The sequence below is a fragment of the Marivita lacus genome (assembly GCF_014637725.1).
GTDB classification, from domain to species: Bacteria; Pseudomonadota; Alphaproteobacteria; order Rhodobacterales; family Rhodobacteraceae; genus Marivita; species Marivita lacus.
The window spans coordinates 435,266-451,630 of the sequence record NZ_BMFC01000002.1; the positions used below are offsets into that span (position 1 = coordinate 435,266).

Here is a 16,365-nt window from a genome sequence, read left to right on the forward strand (position 1 = left end):
TGTTGTCCGGCCCGCCTTGCATAGTGAAACGGCGCGAGAAAACTCTCGCGCCGCTTGGTGTTGCGTGCAGGAACCGGCTTAGCGGTAGCCGACAACCTTGAGAGCGCCGTCCTCGACGGTGAACTCGGCGTAGGAACCCGCAGCTTCGCCCGGCTCGACCAGTTCGACGCCTGTCGCACCCTGGTAGTCCACGTCACCGCCAGCGGCGATGATCTCCAGCGCCTTGTCCAGCTCGCCCGGCAGGATCTGCTCGCCCGGAGCGTTGGCCACGGCAAAGATGTGTGACTGGTAGTCACCCGGCTCTTTCGATCCGGCAACGGCCATCGCCAGCAGCATCAGTGCTGCGGCGTCATAGGATTCACCGGCATAAACCGATGTGCCGTCAATGCCGGCAGCGGTTGCCATTTCGGCGAAAAGGGCGGAGCCTTCGTTGTCCGATCCCGGTGCGGTGCCGATCATGCCGGCGATGTCGTCGCCGAACCGCTCGACCAGCGAGTCGCCGATCATGCCATCACCCATGGCGAACATGTCGAACGCGCCGGTGTCCAGCGCGCCCTGAATGACGCCCGCGCCACCCTGATCGACATAGCCCAGCACGACAAGCGCATCGCCGCCAGCCGAGGCCAGAGCGCCGACTTCAGCCGAGTAGTCCGCCTTGCCGTCTTCATGCGGTGCCGACAGGGTCACCGATCCGCCAGCTGCCTCGTAGGCCGCTTCGAACGCGTCGGCAAAGCCCTTGCCGTAATCGTTGTTGGTGTAGGTCACTGCGGCACTGGTGATGCCTTTTTCGACCAAGATGTTCGCCAGCACTTCACCCTGACGCGCATCCGACGGTGCGGTGCGGAAGAAGAGGCCATTGTCCTCGGCAGCCGACAGTGCAGGCGATGTGGCGGACGGAGAGATCATGACCATGCCGTTCGGCACGGAGACGTTGGCAAGAACCGCACCGGTCACGCCGGAACAATCGGGGCCAACCATCGCGCTGATGCCGTCGCTGGTGATCAGGCGCTCGGCTGCGGCGGTCGCTGCGGCGCTGTCCACGCAGGTCGAATCCGCGCGAACGGGGGTGATGGTCGCGCCGCCAAGCAGCTTGCCGCTTTCGGTGACTTCCGCCATCGCCATCTCGGCACCCGCCGCCATCGCAGGCGTCAGGGATTCGATCGGGCCGGTGAAGCCCAGGATGACACCCATCTTGATTTCGTTGGAATGGTTGGCCGCAAAGGCGGAACCCGCCATCAGTGCGCCAGCTGCCGTGGCCGCCAGAAACTTTTTCATATCTGTACTCCCATGTTGGAACATCGCTGTGTTCTGGCTCAAGACGATATTCAGATGCAGTGGAAAAGAAAAGACCCCTCGCATCGCGGCTGTTGTGCCGTGGGGTATGGTTTCAAGGACTTAGGGGCAGGGCTTGAGGTGCTTCGAAGCATTTTGCGCCTGGCCTTGGTGGCTCACGACTTCGTAAGGGCCGTTGCCCCAACGGCAGGCGGGCCCATATTCCTGACAAATCCAGTCAATCCGGAGATGCGCCCCATGTCACACCTGCGCCGCCTCACCCTGTCGCTGTCGCTCCTGCTGTCCTCTGCTGTACTTGCACCCGTGGCCGCACAGACGATGTCCGAAACGATCCAGACCAGCGCCGGGGCGATGCAGGTCTCGGCAGTGGTGACGGGGCTGGACGAGCCCTGGGCGTTCGGATTTTTACCGGATGGTAAAATCGTGGTGACAGAGCGGGATGGCCGCGTGCTGCTGGTCACGCCCGGTGGTGCTGCCGTGGCACTGCGCACCCCGCCCGAGTCCCATTCCGACGGGCAGGGCGGTCTGCTGGACGTTCTGGTGCCGCGCGACTTTGCGCAAAGCCGGACGCTCTTCTTCACCCATGCCAAGCGTCAGGGGCGTGGCAGCGGAACAGCGGTCACCAAGGCGGTGCTGAACGCGGAGGGCACGGCACTGACCAATCACGAGACGATCTTTGAAATCGCGCCCGGATCCAGCGGCGGGCGGCATTTCGGGTCTCGCATTGTCGAGGCCCGCGACGGCACGCTTTTCGTGACCGTGGGCGACCGGGGCTCGGATGATACCGCGCAGGACCGCAGCCTTCACAACGGCTCGGTGCTGCGCATCACCAAGACCGGCGCTGTGCCATCCGACAACCCGTTCTTGAACGTCAGTGGCGTACAGCCCGAGATCTGGTCTTACGGTCACCGCAACCCGCAGGGTGCCGCACTTGATGCCTCCGGCCAGCTTTGGGTCAACGAACATGGCGCACGAGGCGGCGACGAGGTGAACCGCATCCGGAAAGGTGCCAATTTCGGTTGGCCGGTGATTTCATATGGTCGGCATTATTCGGGCCGCAGCATCGGTGAGGGTACGGCCAAGGCCGGGATGGAACAGCCTGAAACCTATTGGGATCCCTCCATCGCGCCTTCAGGGATGAGCTTCTACAAAGGCGGCCCGGTGGGCGGCTGGAACGGTGACATGTTCGTCGGCTCGCTCAAGTTCGACTACATCTCGCGTTTGAACGGCGCGCCGCTGCGCGAAGTGGAACAGATCAAGGGTGACAGCACCCAGCGCGTGCGCGATCTGCGCCAAGGCCCGGATGGCGCGCTGTGGTTCCTGAGTGTCGGCAACGGCGCGCTCTACCGGATGGCAGGCGTGGGGTCGTAGACGAAGGCGCGCCGTCAGTCGAGCACGACAATCCCGGTGTGTTTCTGCTTGTGTTCCGGCTCCACATGGATCGTCACGCGGCTGTCCGGCACGGCCTTTCCGATGGCAGCCTCGATCCGGTCGCAGATCTCGTGGGCATCGAACACCGTCATGTCTCCGGGCACAACGAGGTGAAACTCCACAAAGGTCACGGCACCGGCGTGGCGGGTGCGCAGGTCATGCGCCTCGACCGCGCCGTCGGCCTGTTCCGAGATCACGTCGCGGATCCGGGCCAGCGTGGTTTCGGGCACCGCCTCGTCCATCAAACCGCTGAGCGAGTCCTTGATCACCCGTGACCCCGACCACAGGATATGCACCGCCACCAGCGCCGCCATGATCGGATCGAACAGCCACCAGCCGGTGACAAAGGCCAGAAGCACGCCTGCCGCCACGCCAACCGAGGTCAGCACATCGGTCCACAGATGCCTTCCATCGGCTACCAGTGCAGGCGATTTCAACCGGCGTCCCTGCCGCAGCAGCACCATCGCCCAGGCCGCGTTGAGCGCCGTGGCTGCGCCGTTGACCAGCAGCCCTTCTATGGGCGCATCCAGCGCGCGGGGCGACAGGAATCCCGCATAGGCTTCGCGCAGGATGAAGAGCGCCGCGATGATGATCATCACGCCCTCCAGCACCGCGCTGAAAAACTCCGCCTTGTGATGGCCGAAAGGGTGGTTCGCATCGGCGGGGCGCTGCGCCACCCGAATGGCGATCAGCGCGGCAAAGGCGGTGGTCAGGTTCACCGTGCTTTCCAGCGCATCCGACAAAAGCGCCACCGACCCGGTGATCCACCATGCGAGCGCCTTGAGGCCCAGCACCACGATCCCCACCAGCAGGCTTCCTAGAGCGAGTTTGAGCGCGGCGGACATGGCGTTCCCCTTTGGATGGGGGCGCTTTACAGGGCGGGGGCGGAGCGCTCAACCCTCTGAATCTGCGATTGATACTGACTTTCAAATGCAGGCCCGGACCATTTGGTTCGCCGTGGCGGTGGAGGTGGCCACCTGTTTGGAGCAGCCACCTCTCTGCCATGGGTCACTCAGGTCTTGCGGCTTTCCAGCGCCATTCCGATGCCTGCTTCCTTGAGGGCGGCGTTGATGTCCTTGAAATCGACACCGGAGGCGGGCAGCACCGCAAGCATCGTTGCAATGTCGCGTTCGCTGAGGTCCAGCGAGTCGAGGTTCGGGATCTCTCTGAGGCTCTCTGCGATCAGAGGCGGCCTGAACACAAAGCCGGTTTCAGGCGTGATCTCGGCCAATGCTCCTCCAGATGCCGTGGGCAGGCTGGATTGGGTCTGGTCGTTTATGACGCCGTTTGCATCCAGATACGTCGCCCGGTTCTGCGGGGTCAGCAGGACGCGGGCAGGGCGGTCAAGCTGCGGCTCGAAGGTGATCCCACCGGGGAACGAAAACCGGATGTTGGCAGGCAGGCGCAGGCGAACATAGCCGCGGGCCTCGAAATTGGCGGGCAAGACTGCGACCGGAAACGGATCGCTTGGCAAAAGCGCGACCTTGGCGGTTTCGTTCGGCGCGATGGTGATCGTCGGGTTCAGAGTGAAAACCGAAGAGGTCAGACCACCCGACAGGCTGGCCGAAGTGTTGTTGGAATTCGCAGTGTCCACGAAGGCCACGGTATTGTTGAACAGGCTGCGGTCCGGGTCGCTGACCGAGGAGGTTACGAAACTCAGCGAGAACCGCAGTTCCACGTCTTCGAGGTTCGTGATGTTGAGGAAATATCCCTGAAGCACCCGGTCTGCCGCGCCGACCGGGGATTGGGGTTTGTAAATCAATTCAAAAGAAGAGACTTCCATATCGGTAACTCCTGAAATTGTGAGATCAAAATGCCGTGCGCCGTCAAATATGCCGTCAAATATACAGGCGCAGGGGGCGGCAGAGCCTTGGGCGAGGTGATTGACCGCTCGACCGCCAAGGACAACGCTACAAGTTTGAGAAGTGGCGCGAGAGTGAGAAGGGTGTGAGTACGGCGCTCACGCCGCATCGCGCCCGAAGTTCAGAGCAATGTGTTCACCAAACGCGCTTGGGTGAACTGCGTTACACCGACAGCCGCGACGCGTGCGCCCCGCGTTCGCGGTAGGGCGTTGTTTCGTAATGCGCGCGGTAGCATTTCGAGAAATGCGACGGTGAGGCAAAGCCGCAGGCCAGCGCCACGTTGATCACGCTCATGTCGGTCTGCATCAGCAGGTTGCGCGCCTTTTGCAGGCGCAGTTCCATGTAATACCGCTTTGGGCTGCGGCTCAGGTAGCGGCGGAACAGCCGTTCGAGCTGGCGCGTGGACATGCCCACCTGATGGGCCAGAACCGAGGGGCTGATCGGCTCTTCGATGTTCTGCTCCATCATCTGGATGACCTTGGACAGCTTGGGGTGCCGCACGCCGATGCGGGTCGGCACGGACAGGCGCTGCGTGTCCTGATCGGTGCGGATCGAGTTGTAGATCAACTGGTCGGCCACCGCGCCGGCCAGTTCCTCGCCGTGATCGTCGGCGATGATCTTGAGCATCAGATCGACCGACGCGGTGCCGCCTGCCGTCGTGATGCGGTTGCCATCGACGACAAAGATCGACTTGGTCAGCGTCACCTCGGGAAATTCCTCGGTAAAGCTGTCCTGGTTTTCCCAATGGATCGTCGCGCGTTTGCCGTCCAGCAATCCTGCACAGGCCAGCGAATAGGCCGCGGTGCACAGCCCGCCGACCTTCAACCCGCGCCGTGCCTCGCGGCGCAGCCAGTTGACGACGCGCTTGGTCGTGGCCGATTGCACGTCGATGCCGCCGCAGACAAGCACCACATCGTCGCGGTTCAACTCGATCAGGTCCGAATCCAGCCGAAAGGACACGCCCGCTGAACAGCTGATCTCGACGCCACCCTCGCCGATGATGGTCCAGTCATAGAGCTTGCGGTTCGCCATGCGGTTCGCGATCCGCAAGGATTCCACCGCCGCCGAGAAACACAGCATCGTGAATTCGGGCAGCAGGACAAAGGCGAATTTGCGCGGTTTGCTGGGGACGCGGTCAAGTTCTACATTCTGGCGGGTCGGTAACATGGATATCGGGGCCCTTGGCTCTAAGCTGCGGCACGGTGCGCGCCACATGGTCAGAAGAGACGCCCGGGGTCAAGCGTTCGAGGGCGATTCCTTGCTGGTCAGACAGGGGCTGTTTCTGTATAGCGGGGCCGCTAACGCTAAATTACGAGCATTGACCGGAGTAGAAACAATGACCGAGTGGAAAAAATCAGGCTGGCGCGCAAAACCGCGGATTCAGATGCCTGACTATACGGATGCGGCAAAGCTGGAAGCTGTCGAAGCCCAGCTGTCGAAATATCCGCCGCTGGTCTTTGCAGGCGAGGCGCGCAAGCTGAAAAAGGCACTGGGGGCGGCATCGCGTGGCGAGGCGTTCCTGCTGCAGGGCGGCGATTGTGCCGAGGCGTTCGACCAGTTCAGCGCCAACGGAATTCGCGACACGTTCAAGGTGATGCTGCAGATGGCGATGGTCCTGACCTTCGGGGCAAAGGTGCCCGTGGTCAAGGTGGGCCGCATGGCAGGCCAGTTTGCCAAGCCGCGCTCGGCCCCGACCGAGACCGTCGATGGTCTGGAGCTGCCAAGCTACCGCGGTGACATCATCAACGAACTGGCCTTCACGCCCGAGGCGCGCATGCCCGATCCGGCCCGGATGTTGCAGGCCTACACGCAGGCTGCGGCGACGCTGAACCTGCTGCGCGCCTTCTCGACCGGTGGTTATGCCGATGTGCACCAGGTCCACCAGTGGACGCTCGGATTCACCGAAAGCGAGAAAGCCGCCAAGTACCGCGATCTGGCGAACCGCATCAGTGACACGCTTGATTTCATGAAGGCCGCCGGTATCGACAGCGACCGCGCCCATACGCTGCAGACGGTGGATTTCTACACCAGCCATGAATCGCTGCTGCTTGAGTACGAAGAGGCGCTGACCCGTCAGGACAGCACCTCCGGCAAGTGGCTTGCAGGCTCAGGCCACATGATCTGGATCGGCGACCGCACCCGTCAGCCCGATGGCGCGCATGTCGAATTCGCGCGCGGCGTGCTGAACCCGGTTGGTCTCAAATGCGGCCCGACCACGACGGCCGAAGACCTCAAGGTGCTGATGGCCAAGCTGAACCCGGAAAACGAGGCGGGCAAGCTGACGCTGATCGCACGGTTCGGGGCTGGCAAGGTGGGCGAACATCTGCCGCGCCTGATCAAGACCGTGGCCGAGGAGGGCGCCAACGTCACATGGGTCTGCGACCCGATGCACGGCAACACGATCAAGTCGTCCACCGGCTACAAGACCCGTCCGTTTGAACTGGTCCTGCGCGAAGTGCGCGAGTTCTTCAGCGTCCACAACGCCGAAGGCACCGTTCCCGGCGGTGTGCATTTCGAGATGACCGGTCAGGATGTGACCGAATGCACCGGCGGTGTCCGGGCGGTGAGCGAGGAAAATCTGAGCGACCGCTACCACACGGCCTGCGACCCGCGCCTCAATGCGTCCCAATCGCTGGAACTGGCCTTCCTCGTGGCCGAGGAACTGACATCGCGCCGCGAAGCACAGGTCGCCGCCAAGGCAGGCTGATCGCGTTTAATGACTTCGGAAAGGGGCGGCTCTGCGGGGCCGCCCTTTTTCATGCGTTGTTGACCACGAGGCGCAGATGCGACCTGCGGGCAGGGGCCATGACGGGCGGGGTTGTGGCACGGATTGCGACCAGCCCGAACCGGCAGGGTGCCGCGACAGTCTCACCGATGGGGGCCAGCCCGCCCAGAAGCTGCGTGATGCGCCCTGACTCGGCGCGCAACGGGTAGAGCACCATGCGGGCCGCCACATCCTGCTTCGCCACGGACAGGTCCAACTCGATGGGGCAGCGGCTGTCACAGGCGGTGCGCAGTGCCTCGTTGAAGGCCGGGCGATCCTCTGGCCGGAACATCAGGCTCAGCGGCAGACCGGCGCAATCGCCGCCCGTCATTTCAGCCACTGATCCACCTGCAACGCGAATGCGCGCATGGGATTGACCGTACCGTTCGGCCAGAAACGCATGATCCAGCGCGTCCTGGATGTCCGCAGGATCGACCCGTGACCACAGTGGCACATCGCCCTGCGCGGCAAGCCCCCGCCAACAGGCGTCCAGTATCCCAAGCGCCCGCGCCGCGTGGCGGTTCAGCACGTGCGGTGTCAATGAGGTGATGATCATCGCCGGTGGTCCCATCCGTTCCCTGAACCCGGCACTATCACATTCCTGCCGCAATTTGGTCCGAGATCTTAACAAATGGTTAACTTCTGCAACGGGTGCAATCGCTTGCATCAAACCTGCGCACAGCGTAACCCAAAGCCCTGATGACGGGGAGCGGGGGAACATCATGCGCCAATCCATGACGGGCTTTGCGTCGGGGCAGGGAGAGGCCATGGGCCTGACCTGGTCCTGGGATCTGCGCAGCGTCAATGCGCGGGGTCTCGATATCCGCGTGCGGGTGCCCGACTGGATCGACGGGCTGGAACAGGCGTTGCGGGGCCTGATCTCCAAGCGGCTGGCGCGGGGCAGCGTGACCGTGTCGCTGCGGTTGCATTCCAACGGGGCCGACACCGCTCAGGAACTGAACGAGGCGCAGCTTGACCGTGTGCTGACCGCGATGCTGCGGATCGAGGCCGAGGCGATGACGCGGGGCCTGTCGCTGACCGCCTCCTCTGCCGCCGATCTCATCACCGTGCGTGGCGTGATGGATGCGCCGCAACAGCAATCCGACCCCGCCGAGGTGCGCGCCGCACTGGTGACCGATTTCGGTCCGGTGCTCGACAGTTTCACCGCCTCGCGACAGGCCGAAGGGGCAGCACTGGTGGATGTGCTGGCCGGGCAGGTGGATCATATCGCGGATCTGACCCGTCAGGCCGATGTCGTGGCCGAGGCGCGCAAGGACGAACAGGCCGAAAAGATGCGCGCCGCGATGGCGCGGGTTGCCGAGGCGACCGACGGCGTCGACGAGCAGCGCGTGGCTCAGGAACTGGCGCTGATCGCGGTCAAGGCCGACGTGACCGAGGAACTCGACCGCCTGCGCACTCATGTCGAGGCTGCACGGACCCTGCTCACGACCGATGGTGCGGTGGGGCGCAAGCTGGATTTCCTGATGCAGGAATTCAACCGCGAGGCCAACACGCTGTGTTCCAAGGCGCAATCCGCCCCGTTGACGGCGCTGGGGCTGGAGTTGAAAACCGTGATCGAACAGATGCGCGAACAGGTTCAGAATGTGGAGTGAGACATGATCCAGCGGCGTGGATTGCTGATCATCCTGTCCTCACCCTCGGGTGCGGGCAAAAGCACGCTGTCGCGGCGGCTGCTGGATTGGGACACCAGCCTCCGCTTTTCGGTCTCGGCCACCACACGCGCGGCGCGTCCCGGTGAAGTGGCGGCCGAACACTACCATTTCCTGAGCGAAGACGCGTTCAAGCGCGACGTGAACAATGGCGAGATGCTGGAACATGCGCATGTCTTCGGCAATTTCTACGGCAGTCCCCGCGCGCCGGTACAGACCGCCATCGACGCGGGCAACGATGTGCTCTTCGACATCGACTGGCAGGGCGCTCAACAGATCGTGAACTCGGCTCTCGGGCAGCACACGCTGTCGATCTTCATCCTCCCGCCCTCGATCGCCGAACTGCGCCGCCGCCTGGAAAGCCGTGGGCAGGACAGCGTCGAAACCATCGGCAAGCGCATGCTCAAAAGCTGGGACGAGATCAGCCATTGGGGCAGCTATGATTACGTGCTGGTCAATGACGACCTCGACCAGACCTTCGAGAAACTGAAAACCATCGTCACCGCCACCCGCTTGCGCCGCTTGCAGCAACCGGGATTGGTGGAGCATGTCCGCAAGCTGCAACAGGAATTCGAGGATTTGACATGACGCTCTACGCTCTGGACGGCATCGCGCCGGAATTGCATGAGGACACTTGGGTCGCGCCTGACGCCAACCTGATCGGGCGGGTGGTTGTCGAAGCGGCAGCCAGCGTCTGGTTCTGCGCCACCCTGCGCGGCGACAACGAGGTCATCACCGTGGGCGCGGGCAGCAACATCCAGGAAAACTGCGTGTTGCACACCGATATGGGTTATCCGCTGACCATCGGGCAGGGTTGCACCATCGGCCACAAGGTGATGCTGCACGGCTGCACCATCGGCGAAAACTCCCTGATCGGGATGGGGGCGACTGTGCTCAATGGCGCGAAGATCGGCAACAACTGCCTGATCGGGGCAGGGGCCTTGATCACCGAAGGCAAGGAAATCCCGGACGGATCACTTGTGATGGGTGTGCCCGGCAAGGTGGTGCGCGCACTGGATGAGGCGGCCATCGAGGGCCTGCGCAAAAGCGCTCTTGGCTACCAGGCCAACATGCGCCGCTTCCGGGATGGCCTGACCGCACTCTGACGGATCGCAACCTGCGGATTTCTTGAAACCTTTACTTGAACTGCCGCGTGTCTGCATCAGTCTTGGTGCAATCGGTCAAAGGAACAATTGTGATGAAAGCGATCTGGTTCAGTCTCTGCCTGATGTTGTCTGCAACGGTGGCAACGGCCCACGAGGTGCGCCCGGCCATCGGTGATCTCGAGGTGGCCGAAGGACAGGTGGACATATCGATCACCCTCAATGGAGAAGCGCTGGTCGCGGATGTCAGCCTCGAAGGTGTCGAGAACACGGACGCGCTCGACGCCTCGAACGAGGTGGACCGGCTGCGCTCCCTTGAGCCGGACGCTCTGCGCGCCGAGCTTGAGCCGCGCATGGCCGAGTTCATCCAGAGCCTGAACGTCACCGCAGGCGGTATGCCCGTTGACCTGACCGTCGCTCAGATTGACGTGGGTGAGGTGGCCAATCCCGACCTGCCACGCGACACGGTGGTGAGCCTCACTGGTGCCTTGCCGGATGGGGCCGAGACGATCAGCCTGACATGGCCCGCCGCCTATGGCGCGCTGGTGCTTCGCCAGCAGGGGGTTGAAGAGCCCTATACCGGCTATCTCGAAGGTGGACAGAGCAGCGGCGACATCCAGCTTGGTGGCGGCGACGAGGCCAGCGGCTGGGCGACCTTCGGCACCTATATCCCGGTCGGGTTCGACCATATCCTGCCCAAGGGTCTGGATCACATCCTGTTCGTTCTGGGGCTCTTCTTCCTGTCCACCCGGTTCACCCCGCTGTTGTGGCAGGTGACATCCTTTACGCTGGCGCACACGGTGACGCTGGCCATGGCGGTGCTGGGCATCGTGTCGGTGCCCGCCAGCATCGTGGAGCCACTGATCGCAGCCTCCATCGTCTATGTCGCGGTGGAAAACGTGATCTCCGGCAAACTGCACCGCTGGCGGCCCTTCGTGATCTTCGGGTTTGGCCTCTTGCACGGTCTGGGGTTTGCATCCGTGCTGGGTGACTTCGGATTGCCCGAAGGTCAGGTGATCCCGGCGCTGATCGGGTTCAATATCGGCGTGGAACTGGGGCAACTGACGGTGATCGCGATTGCCTTCATTCTTGTCTGGTACGCCATCCGTGTGGACCGGGGTGAGGCCGATGTGGCCCCGGCGCAAGGCCTCTACGGCGTGCTGGCCGTGATTTTCGCGGGTCTGGGCTTTGCCATGAACACCCCCGGCTTCCAGGAGATCATGGGCGCCTCGGCGATGGTGTTCTTCTGGCCGCTGGCTGCGCTGTCTGTGCTTTGCGCGATTTCGGCGACGTTGGTGGACCAGCTCGACGCCTACCGCCGCTACGTCGCGGTTCCGGCTTCCGCCGTCATTGCCCTGGTCGGTGCCTATTGGTTCGTGGAGCGGGTGTTCCTGTAGCACGACGGGATCACTCAAGGATCGCGCCCTCGCAACCAAGGGCGCGATTGCATTTGAAGTGTCGTTTTTGGTTGATCATGTCGCAAACGGGCTATCTGATGAAGAACAACGGAGCGCGATGACCGTGCTCGGGGCACGCGGACAGCTTGCCTATGCCGCTGCCTTTCCCTTCATCTCCCAAAATCGACGAGATCAAGATGCCCATATCCAGACACATCCATCCCGCCGCCCGCGCCTATGCCGACGAAGTCGCCGCCGGTACGCTGTCCCGGCGTGACTTCATGACCCGCGCCACCACACTTGGCGTGTCAGCCGCCACCGCTTATGGCCTGCTGGGTCTTTCGCAACCGGCACGCGCCGCGGCCCATGCGCAATCGGGTGGCACGCTCCGGATCGAGTCTACCGTCAAGGCGATGAAGGACCCGCGCACCTTCGACTGGCCGCAGCTGTCGAACTACACGCGCGGCTATCTTGAATACCTTGTCGAGTACCAGATCGACGGTTCGATTGCGCCCGCGCTGCTGGAAAGCTGGTCCGTCAACGAGGATGCCACGGAATACACGCTCAATGTGCGCCCCGGCGTCACCTGGAGCAATGGCGACCCCTTCACCGCCGAAGACGTGGCCTTCAACATCGCCCGCTGGTGCGAAAGCGAGGTCGAGGGCAATTCCATGGCGTCGCGCATGGAATCGCTGATCGATCCGGACACCAAGATGGCCCGCGAGGGCGCGATCACTGCGGTCGACGCCACCACCGTGCGCCTGACGCTGGAACAGCCGGACATCACGATCATCGCGGGCTTCTCGGATTACCCGGCGGCCATCGTGCATCAAAGCTTCAACGGCGATCCGCTCGACAATCCCATCGGTACCGGTCCTTACATGCCGGGTGAGTACACGGTTGGCGTGAAGGCGGTTCTGCTCAGGAACCCCGACCATCAATGGTGGGGCGAGGGCGCGTATCTGGACCGGATCGAATATATCGACTTCGGCACCGAACAGGTCGGGATCTTCGCCGCGGTCGATTCCGGTGAGGTCGACATGGTCTACGAGTCCATCGGTGATTTCATCCTGCTGATGGACAGCGTGGGCTGGACCAAATCCGAGGCGATCACCGCCAACACCGTTGTCATCCGCCCCAACCAGGAGGCCGAGATCGATGGCATGAAGCCCTATGCCGACGTCCGCGTGCGCCGCGCGCTGGCCATGGCCATCGACAACAACGTGCTTCTGGAGCTTGGCTTTTCCGGTAACGGGCTGGTGGCCGAGAACCACCATGTCTCGCCGCTTCACCCGGAATACGCAGAGCTGCCACCGCCCGTTTACGATCCGGCGGGCGCAGCGGCGCTGATGGAAGAGGCTGGCATGGCCGATTTCGAGCATGACCTGATCTCGATCGACGACACCTGGCGCAAGAACACCTGTGATGCGGCAGCGGCGATGCTGCGCGACGCGGGCATCCCGATCAAACGCACGGTGCTGCCCGGATCGACCTTCTGGAACGACTGGGCGAAGTACCCATACTCGGCCACCGACTGGGCGCAGCGCCCGCTGGGCGTGCAGGTTCTGGCCCTCGCGTACCGGTCCGGCGGGACGTGGAACGAAAGCGCGTTCTCGAATGCTGAATTCGACGAACTGCTGGCAGAGGCCATGTCGATCGCCGACGCCGACACCCGCCGCGAGGTGATGGTCCGGTTGCAGACGATCATGCAGGAGGAAGGGGTGGTGGTTCAGCCCTACTGGCGTTCGATCTACCGCCACTACGCCCCCAACGTCGTGGGAGCGGACATGCACCCGACCTTCGAGATCCATGTCGCCAAGCTGGGTTTTGCTGCATAAATTTCGAAGGGCAAGACCGTACTTCATGTGTCTGCGGTCTTGCCCGACCTTCCGATTCCAGAACGTACGCGGCACCCGGTGGCTCACCGGCCGGGGAAGGTCAGTAATTCTCCGCAAATGTCATTTGGACAGCTTTTTCAGCAGAGCGAAATAGGCGAGGATCAAGGTGAATATGTCGATGACGGGAAATGCGGGCCCACCGCCCGCAGCAGGCTGGTGTCCGGTATCGGCACGAATTTCGGCAACTGCATTTTGCAACGGCATCGTGGGAATGCTGGTCAGGCCGTCGGACTCGTGACACGTCTTCATATGGTTCTCGATAACCCCGCCGATCGCATCAAGCGCGGTTTTCGAAGCATTTCCAGACAAGAACGCATGCAGCAAGTCCCGCAATCTCCGTTCCAGTTCGGCCACGGCTTTCGAGACTTCCGCAACATTGGCTTCACGGCTTTCCAATCTTTGCCGCGCCGCATAGGCATTGGCGTCAAAGCGTTGGTTTCGGTACATCATGTGATTGAAATGGGATCGTGACTTCAGGGTGCGTTCCCAAATCTGTTTCAGGTCGACAAACCGCCGTTCCCAATCCGTGATCTTCTGTTCCAAGGCATCATAGGAGGCCGTATGTTTCGTCGGAGTGTCGCCGATGAGCTTCACGCGCTCGGCTTCGATTTGGTTTGACAGCTTTCGGATGCCGTACAATTCGGTTTCATGTCCCATGAAAAATACCTTTTGATCGAAACGAGGGTTACCAATACCCCAAGGTAACACGGGAAGCGGTGCCGCAATCAAGACAAAGGGGGCGGTGGCCAAGGCTCCGGGTGGTTGATGTCGCGGGCGGAAAGCTTGTGATGCGGCTCTTGCGCGTTGAGTGATCACCCGCTATACGCGCGCCACTGACACCACAGGCGGGGTCGGGCCTTTGGGGGAGACATCCCCAAATGTCCACCGGTTGGCCACATGGCTGATACCCCCGCCCAAGGATTGAAACCGGAAAGGATACCGACAATGGCTCTTCCAGAGTTCACATTGCGCCAACTGCTTGAAGCAGGCGTACACTTCGGCCACCAGACGCAGCGTTGGAACCCCCGCATGGGCGAGTTCATCTACGGCGCGCGCAATGGCATCCACATCATGGACCTCACGCAGACCGTTCCGATGCTCGACGCAGCATTGAAAGTGATCCGCGAAACAGTCGCCAAGAACGGCCGCATCCTGTTCGTCGGCACGAAGCGCCAGGCACAGCAGCCGATCGCCGAAGCCGCTGACAAATGCGCGCAGTATTACATGAACCACCGTTGGCTGGGCGGCACGCTCACCAACTGGCAGACCGTGTCAAAGTCGATCCAGCGTCTCAAGCAGATCGACGAACTGATGGCGACCGGTGCCGAGGGTCTGACCAAGAAAGAGCGTCTGGGCATGGAGCGCGAGCAGGGCAAACTGCAGGCGTCGCTGGGCGGTATCCGTGAGATGGGCGGCGTGCCGGACCTTCTGTTCGTCATCGACGTCAAGAAAGAAGCGCTGGCCGTCGCCGAAGCCAACAAGCTGGGTATCCCGGTTGTGGCCATCGTCGATACGAACTGTTCGCCCTCCGGCGTGGATTACATCATCCCGGGCAACGATGACGCGGCGCGCGCCATCAGCCTGTATTGTGACCTCGTGTCCCGCGCGGCACTCGACGGCATGACCGCCCAGATGGGTGCAGCCGGTGTCGATCTCGGCGCGCTCGAAGAAGCGCCGGTCGAAGAGGTTCTCGCCGAAGACGCAACCGCAAGCTAAACTTTACCGCGTCGTTACATCGATATGACAGGGCAGGGCCGTTGAACACAGCGGCCCAGCACGCCCGAATTTGAAATGAGGAGAGCCAAGATGGCGATCACAGCAGCACTCGTGAAAGAACTGCGCGAATTGACCAGCGCAGGTATGATGGACGCCAAGAAGGCGCTTGTCGAAACCGGCGGCGACATGGAAGCCGCAGCAGATTGGCTGCGCACCAAGGGTCTCGCAAAGGCGGCCAAGAAATCCGACCGCACCGCGGCCGAGGGTCTTGTTGCCGTCAAGGTAGATGGCGGCAAGGGTGTCGCGGTCGAAGTGAACTCGGAAACCGACTTCGTTGGCAAGAACTCCGAATTCCAGTCGATGGTTGATGTCATCGCATCTGCGGCGCTGACCGCAAGCGATGTCGAGGGCCTCAAGTCCAAGGACGTCGGCGGCAAGACCGTGCAGGATCTGATCACCGACAAGATCGCCACCATCGGCGAAAACATGTCGCTGCGCCGCATGGCAAAGATCGAAGGCACGCAGGTCGTGTCCTATGTCCACAATGCCGCGACCGACGGCATGGGCAAGATCGGCGTTCTGGTTGCGCTGTCGGGTGAAAACGAAGCCTTCGGCAAGCAAGTCGCGATGCACATCGCGGCTGTGAACCCGGCCTCGCTGTCCTCGGCGGACCTCGATCCGGCGGTTATCGAAAAGGAACGCCAGATCCAGATCGAGATCGCACGCGAATCCGGCAAGCCCGAGCAGGTCATCGAAAAGATGATCGAAGGCCGCATGAAGAAGTTCCTCAGCGACGTGACGTTGCTGGGCCAGTCCTTCGTGATCAACCCGGACCTGACCGTCGAAGACGCGGCCAAGGAAGCCGGTGTCGAGATCACGGGCTATGTCCGTCTTGAAGTCGGCGAAGGCATCGAGAAGAAGGTCGAGGATTTTGCAGCCGAGGTTGCAAAGGCCGCCCAGGGCTAAGTCCAAGGCCCAGATCTGAGTAAAGGAAGCGGCGCTGTTGAAATGAACAGCGCCGCTTTTTTGCGGGAGCAATGGACATCGGTCATGTTGGGGACGACCGGTCCCTTGGCCGGGTCGGACACAATGACCGGGACAGGTCCGTGGCACGACACAGCCAAGCGTCTTTCTGATGAGACCCGCAGAGCCTTGGTAATATCGAGGGTGCGGGCCCCGTGTTCCTTGGCCGAAATTGCCACCACTCACGGAACCTCACCACTGTGCCAAT

At 62.3% G+C, this 16,365-nt stretch carries 15 protein-coding genes; 9 read left to right on the top strand and 6 right to left on the bottom strand.

Annotated elements, in window-relative coordinates; genetic code table 11:
- Positions 1-78: 78 nt before the first annotated feature.
- Complete coding sequence (locus tag IEV82_RS06815) at positions 79-1,275, bottom strand: ABC transporter substrate-binding protein (RefSeq protein WP_188481239.1); 1,197 nt, start codon at positions 1,273-1,275, stop codon at positions 79-81.
- Positions 1,276-1,530: 255 nt separating this feature from the next.
- Here IEV82_RS06815 and IEV82_RS06820 point away from each other — a divergent pair, with 255 nt between their 5' ends.
- Positions 1,531-2,664 carry a PQQ-dependent sugar dehydrogenase gene (locus tag IEV82_RS06820; RefSeq protein ID WP_373285186.1) on the top strand — a complete coding sequence of 378 codons (1,134 nt, stop codon included), beginning with the start codon at positions 1,531-1,533 and terminating at the stop codon, positions 2,662-2,664.
- A gap of 14 nt (positions 2,665-2,678) precedes the next feature.
- On the opposite strand, the gene IEV82_RS06825 is transcribed toward IEV82_RS06820, so the two are convergent.
- From IEV82_RS06825 to IEV82_RS06835, 3 genes are all read right to left on the bottom strand, one after another.
- Positions 2,679-3,569 carry a cation diffusion facilitator family transporter gene (locus IEV82_RS06825; RefSeq protein ID WP_188481240.1) on the bottom strand — a complete coding sequence of 297 codons (891 nt, stop codon included), beginning with the start codon at positions 3,567-3,569 and terminating at the stop codon, positions 2,679-2,681.
- 167 nt (positions 3,570-3,736) lie between these two features.
- Positions 3,737-4,507 (bottom strand): hypothetical protein, encoded by a 771-nt coding sequence (locus IEV82_RS06830; protein WP_188481241.1) that lies wholly within the window; start codon positions 4,505-4,507, stop codon positions 3,737-3,739.
- A gap of 241 nt (positions 4,508-4,748) precedes the next feature.
- Positions 4,749-5,753 (bottom strand): GlxA family transcriptional regulator, encoded by a 1,005-nt coding sequence (locus tag IEV82_RS06835; protein WP_188481242.1) that lies wholly within the window; start codon positions 5,751-5,753, stop codon positions 4,749-4,751.
- Between the two features lie 169 nt (positions 5,754-5,922).
- On the opposite strand from IEV82_RS06835, the gene IEV82_RS06840 reads away from it, so the two are divergent.
- Positions 5,923-7,293, top strand: coding sequence for a class II 3-deoxy-7-phosphoheptulonate synthase (locus IEV82_RS06840; protein ID WP_188481243.1), 1,371 nt, complete (start codon positions 5,923-5,925; stop codon positions 7,291-7,293).
- Positions 7,294-7,342: 49 nt separating this feature from the next.
- Here the strand turns inward: IEV82_RS06840 and IEV82_RS06845 are convergent, their stop codons facing one another.
- Entirely contained in the window at positions 7,343-7,906 is a 564-nt protein-coding gene (locus IEV82_RS06845; RefSeq protein WP_188481244.1) for a PAS domain-containing protein, read from the bottom strand.
- A gap of 166 nt (positions 7,907-8,072) precedes the next feature.
- Between IEV82_RS06845 and IEV82_RS06850 the strand changes: the two genes are divergently transcribed.
- The 5 genes from IEV82_RS06850 to IEV82_RS06870 all read left to right on the top strand — a co-directional run bounded on the left by IEV82_RS06850 (position 8,073) and on the right by IEV82_RS06870 (position 13,358).
- A complete protein-coding gene (locus IEV82_RS06850) occupies positions 8,073-8,963 on the top strand; it encodes a YicC/YloC family endoribonuclease (RefSeq protein WP_188481245.1) in 891 nt (296 codons plus the stop codon).
- Positions 8,964-8,966: 3 nt separating this feature from the next.
- On the top strand, positions 8,967-9,608 hold the full coding sequence (gmk, locus tag IEV82_RS06855) for a guanylate kinase (protein ID WP_188481246.1): 642 nt from the start codon (positions 8,967-8,969) through the stop codon (positions 9,606-9,608).
- A complete protein-coding gene (locus IEV82_RS06860) occupies positions 9,605-10,126 on the top strand; it encodes a gamma carbonic anhydrase family protein (RefSeq protein ID WP_188481247.1) in 522 nt (173 codons plus the stop codon). Before gmk ends, IEV82_RS06860 begins: the two co-directional genes overlap by 4 nt.
- Positions 10,127-10,218: 92 nt before the next feature.
- On the top strand, positions 10,219-11,520 hold the full coding sequence (locus tag IEV82_RS06865) for a HupE/UreJ family protein (RefSeq protein ID WP_188481248.1): 1,302 nt from the start codon (positions 10,219-10,221) through the stop codon (positions 11,518-11,520).
- A gap of 197 nt (positions 11,521-11,717) precedes the next feature.
- Entirely contained in the window at positions 11,718-13,358 is a 1,641-nt protein-coding gene (locus tag IEV82_RS06870; RefSeq protein WP_188481249.1) for an ABC transporter substrate-binding protein, read from the top strand.
- A 120-nt stretch (positions 13,359-13,478) separates the two neighbouring features.
- Here IEV82_RS06870 and IEV82_RS06875 read toward each other — a convergent pair whose 3' ends face one another.
- Positions 13,479-14,075: a hypothetical protein gene (locus IEV82_RS06875; RefSeq protein WP_188481250.1), complete on the bottom strand. Its 597-nt coding sequence runs from the start codon at positions 14,073-14,075 to the stop codon at positions 13,479-13,481.
- Positions 14,076-14,363: 288 nt separating this feature from the next.
- Between IEV82_RS06875 and rpsB the strand changes: the two genes are divergently transcribed.
- Both rpsB and tsf read left to right on the top strand, forming a co-directional pair.
- A complete protein-coding gene (gene rpsB / locus IEV82_RS06880; RefSeq protein ID WP_188481251.1) occupies positions 14,364-15,134 on the top strand; it encodes a 30S ribosomal protein S2 in 771 nt (256 codons plus the stop codon).
- A gap of 90 nt (positions 15,135-15,224) precedes the next feature.
- Positions 15,225-16,100, top strand: a complete 876-nt coding sequence (gene tsf / locus IEV82_RS06885) for a translation elongation factor Ts (RefSeq protein ID WP_188481252.1) — start codon at positions 15,225-15,227, stop codon at positions 16,098-16,100.
- Positions 16,101-16,365 lie beyond the last annotated feature (265 nt).

Excerpts from the sequence above, each read along its gene's own strand:
- IEV82_RS06815 (WP_188481239.1), bottom strand. The coding sequence starts at position 1,275 with ATGAAAAAGTTTCTGGCGGCCACGGCAGCTGGCGCACTGATGGCGGGT.
- IEV82_RS06820 (WP_373285186.1), top strand. The coding sequence starts at position 1,531 with ATGTCACACCTGCGCCGCCTCACCCTGTCGCTGTCGCTCCTGCTGTCC.
- IEV82_RS06825 (WP_188481240.1), bottom strand. The coding sequence starts at position 3,569 with ATGTCCGCCGCGCTCAAACTCGCTCTAGGAAGCCTGCTGGTGGGGATC.
- IEV82_RS06830 (WP_188481241.1), bottom strand. The coding sequence starts at position 4,507 with ATGGAAGTCTCTTCTTTTGAATTGATTTACAAACCCCAATCCCCGGTC.
- IEV82_RS06835 (WP_188481242.1), bottom strand. The coding sequence starts at position 5,753 with ATGTTACCGACCCGCCAGAATGTAGAACTTGACCGCGTCCCCAGCAAA.
- IEV82_RS06840 (WP_188481243.1), top strand. The coding sequence starts at position 5,923 with ATGACCGAGTGGAAAAAATCAGGCTGGCGCGCAAAACCGCGGATTCAG.
- IEV82_RS06845 (WP_188481244.1), bottom strand. The coding sequence starts at position 7,906 with ATGATCATCACCTCATTGACACCGCACGTGCTGAACCGCCACGCGGCG.
- IEV82_RS06850 (WP_188481245.1), top strand. The coding sequence starts at position 8,073 with ATGCGCCAATCCATGACGGGCTTTGCGTCGGGGCAGGGAGAGGCCATG.
- gmk (WP_188481246.1), top strand. The coding sequence starts at position 8,967 with ATGATCCAGCGGCGTGGATTGCTGATCATCCTGTCCTCACCCTCGGGT.
- IEV82_RS06860 (WP_188481247.1), top strand. The coding sequence starts at position 9,605 with ATGACGCTCTACGCTCTGGACGGCATCGCGCCGGAATTGCATGAGGAC.
- IEV82_RS06865 (WP_188481248.1), top strand. The coding sequence starts at position 10,219 with ATGAAAGCGATCTGGTTCAGTCTCTGCCTGATGTTGTCTGCAACGGTG.
- IEV82_RS06870 (WP_188481249.1), top strand. The coding sequence starts at position 11,718 with ATGCCCATATCCAGACACATCCATCCCGCCGCCCGCGCCTATGCCGAC.
- IEV82_RS06875 (WP_188481250.1), bottom strand. The coding sequence starts at position 14,075 with ATGGGACATGAAACCGAATTGTACGGCATCCGAAAGCTGTCAAACCAA.
- rpsB (WP_188481251.1), top strand. The coding sequence starts at position 14,364 with ATGGCTCTTCCAGAGTTCACATTGCGCCAACTGCTTGAAGCAGGCGTA.
- tsf (WP_188481252.1), top strand. The coding sequence starts at position 15,225 with ATGGCGATCACAGCAGCACTCGTGAAAGAACTGCGCGAATTGACCAGC.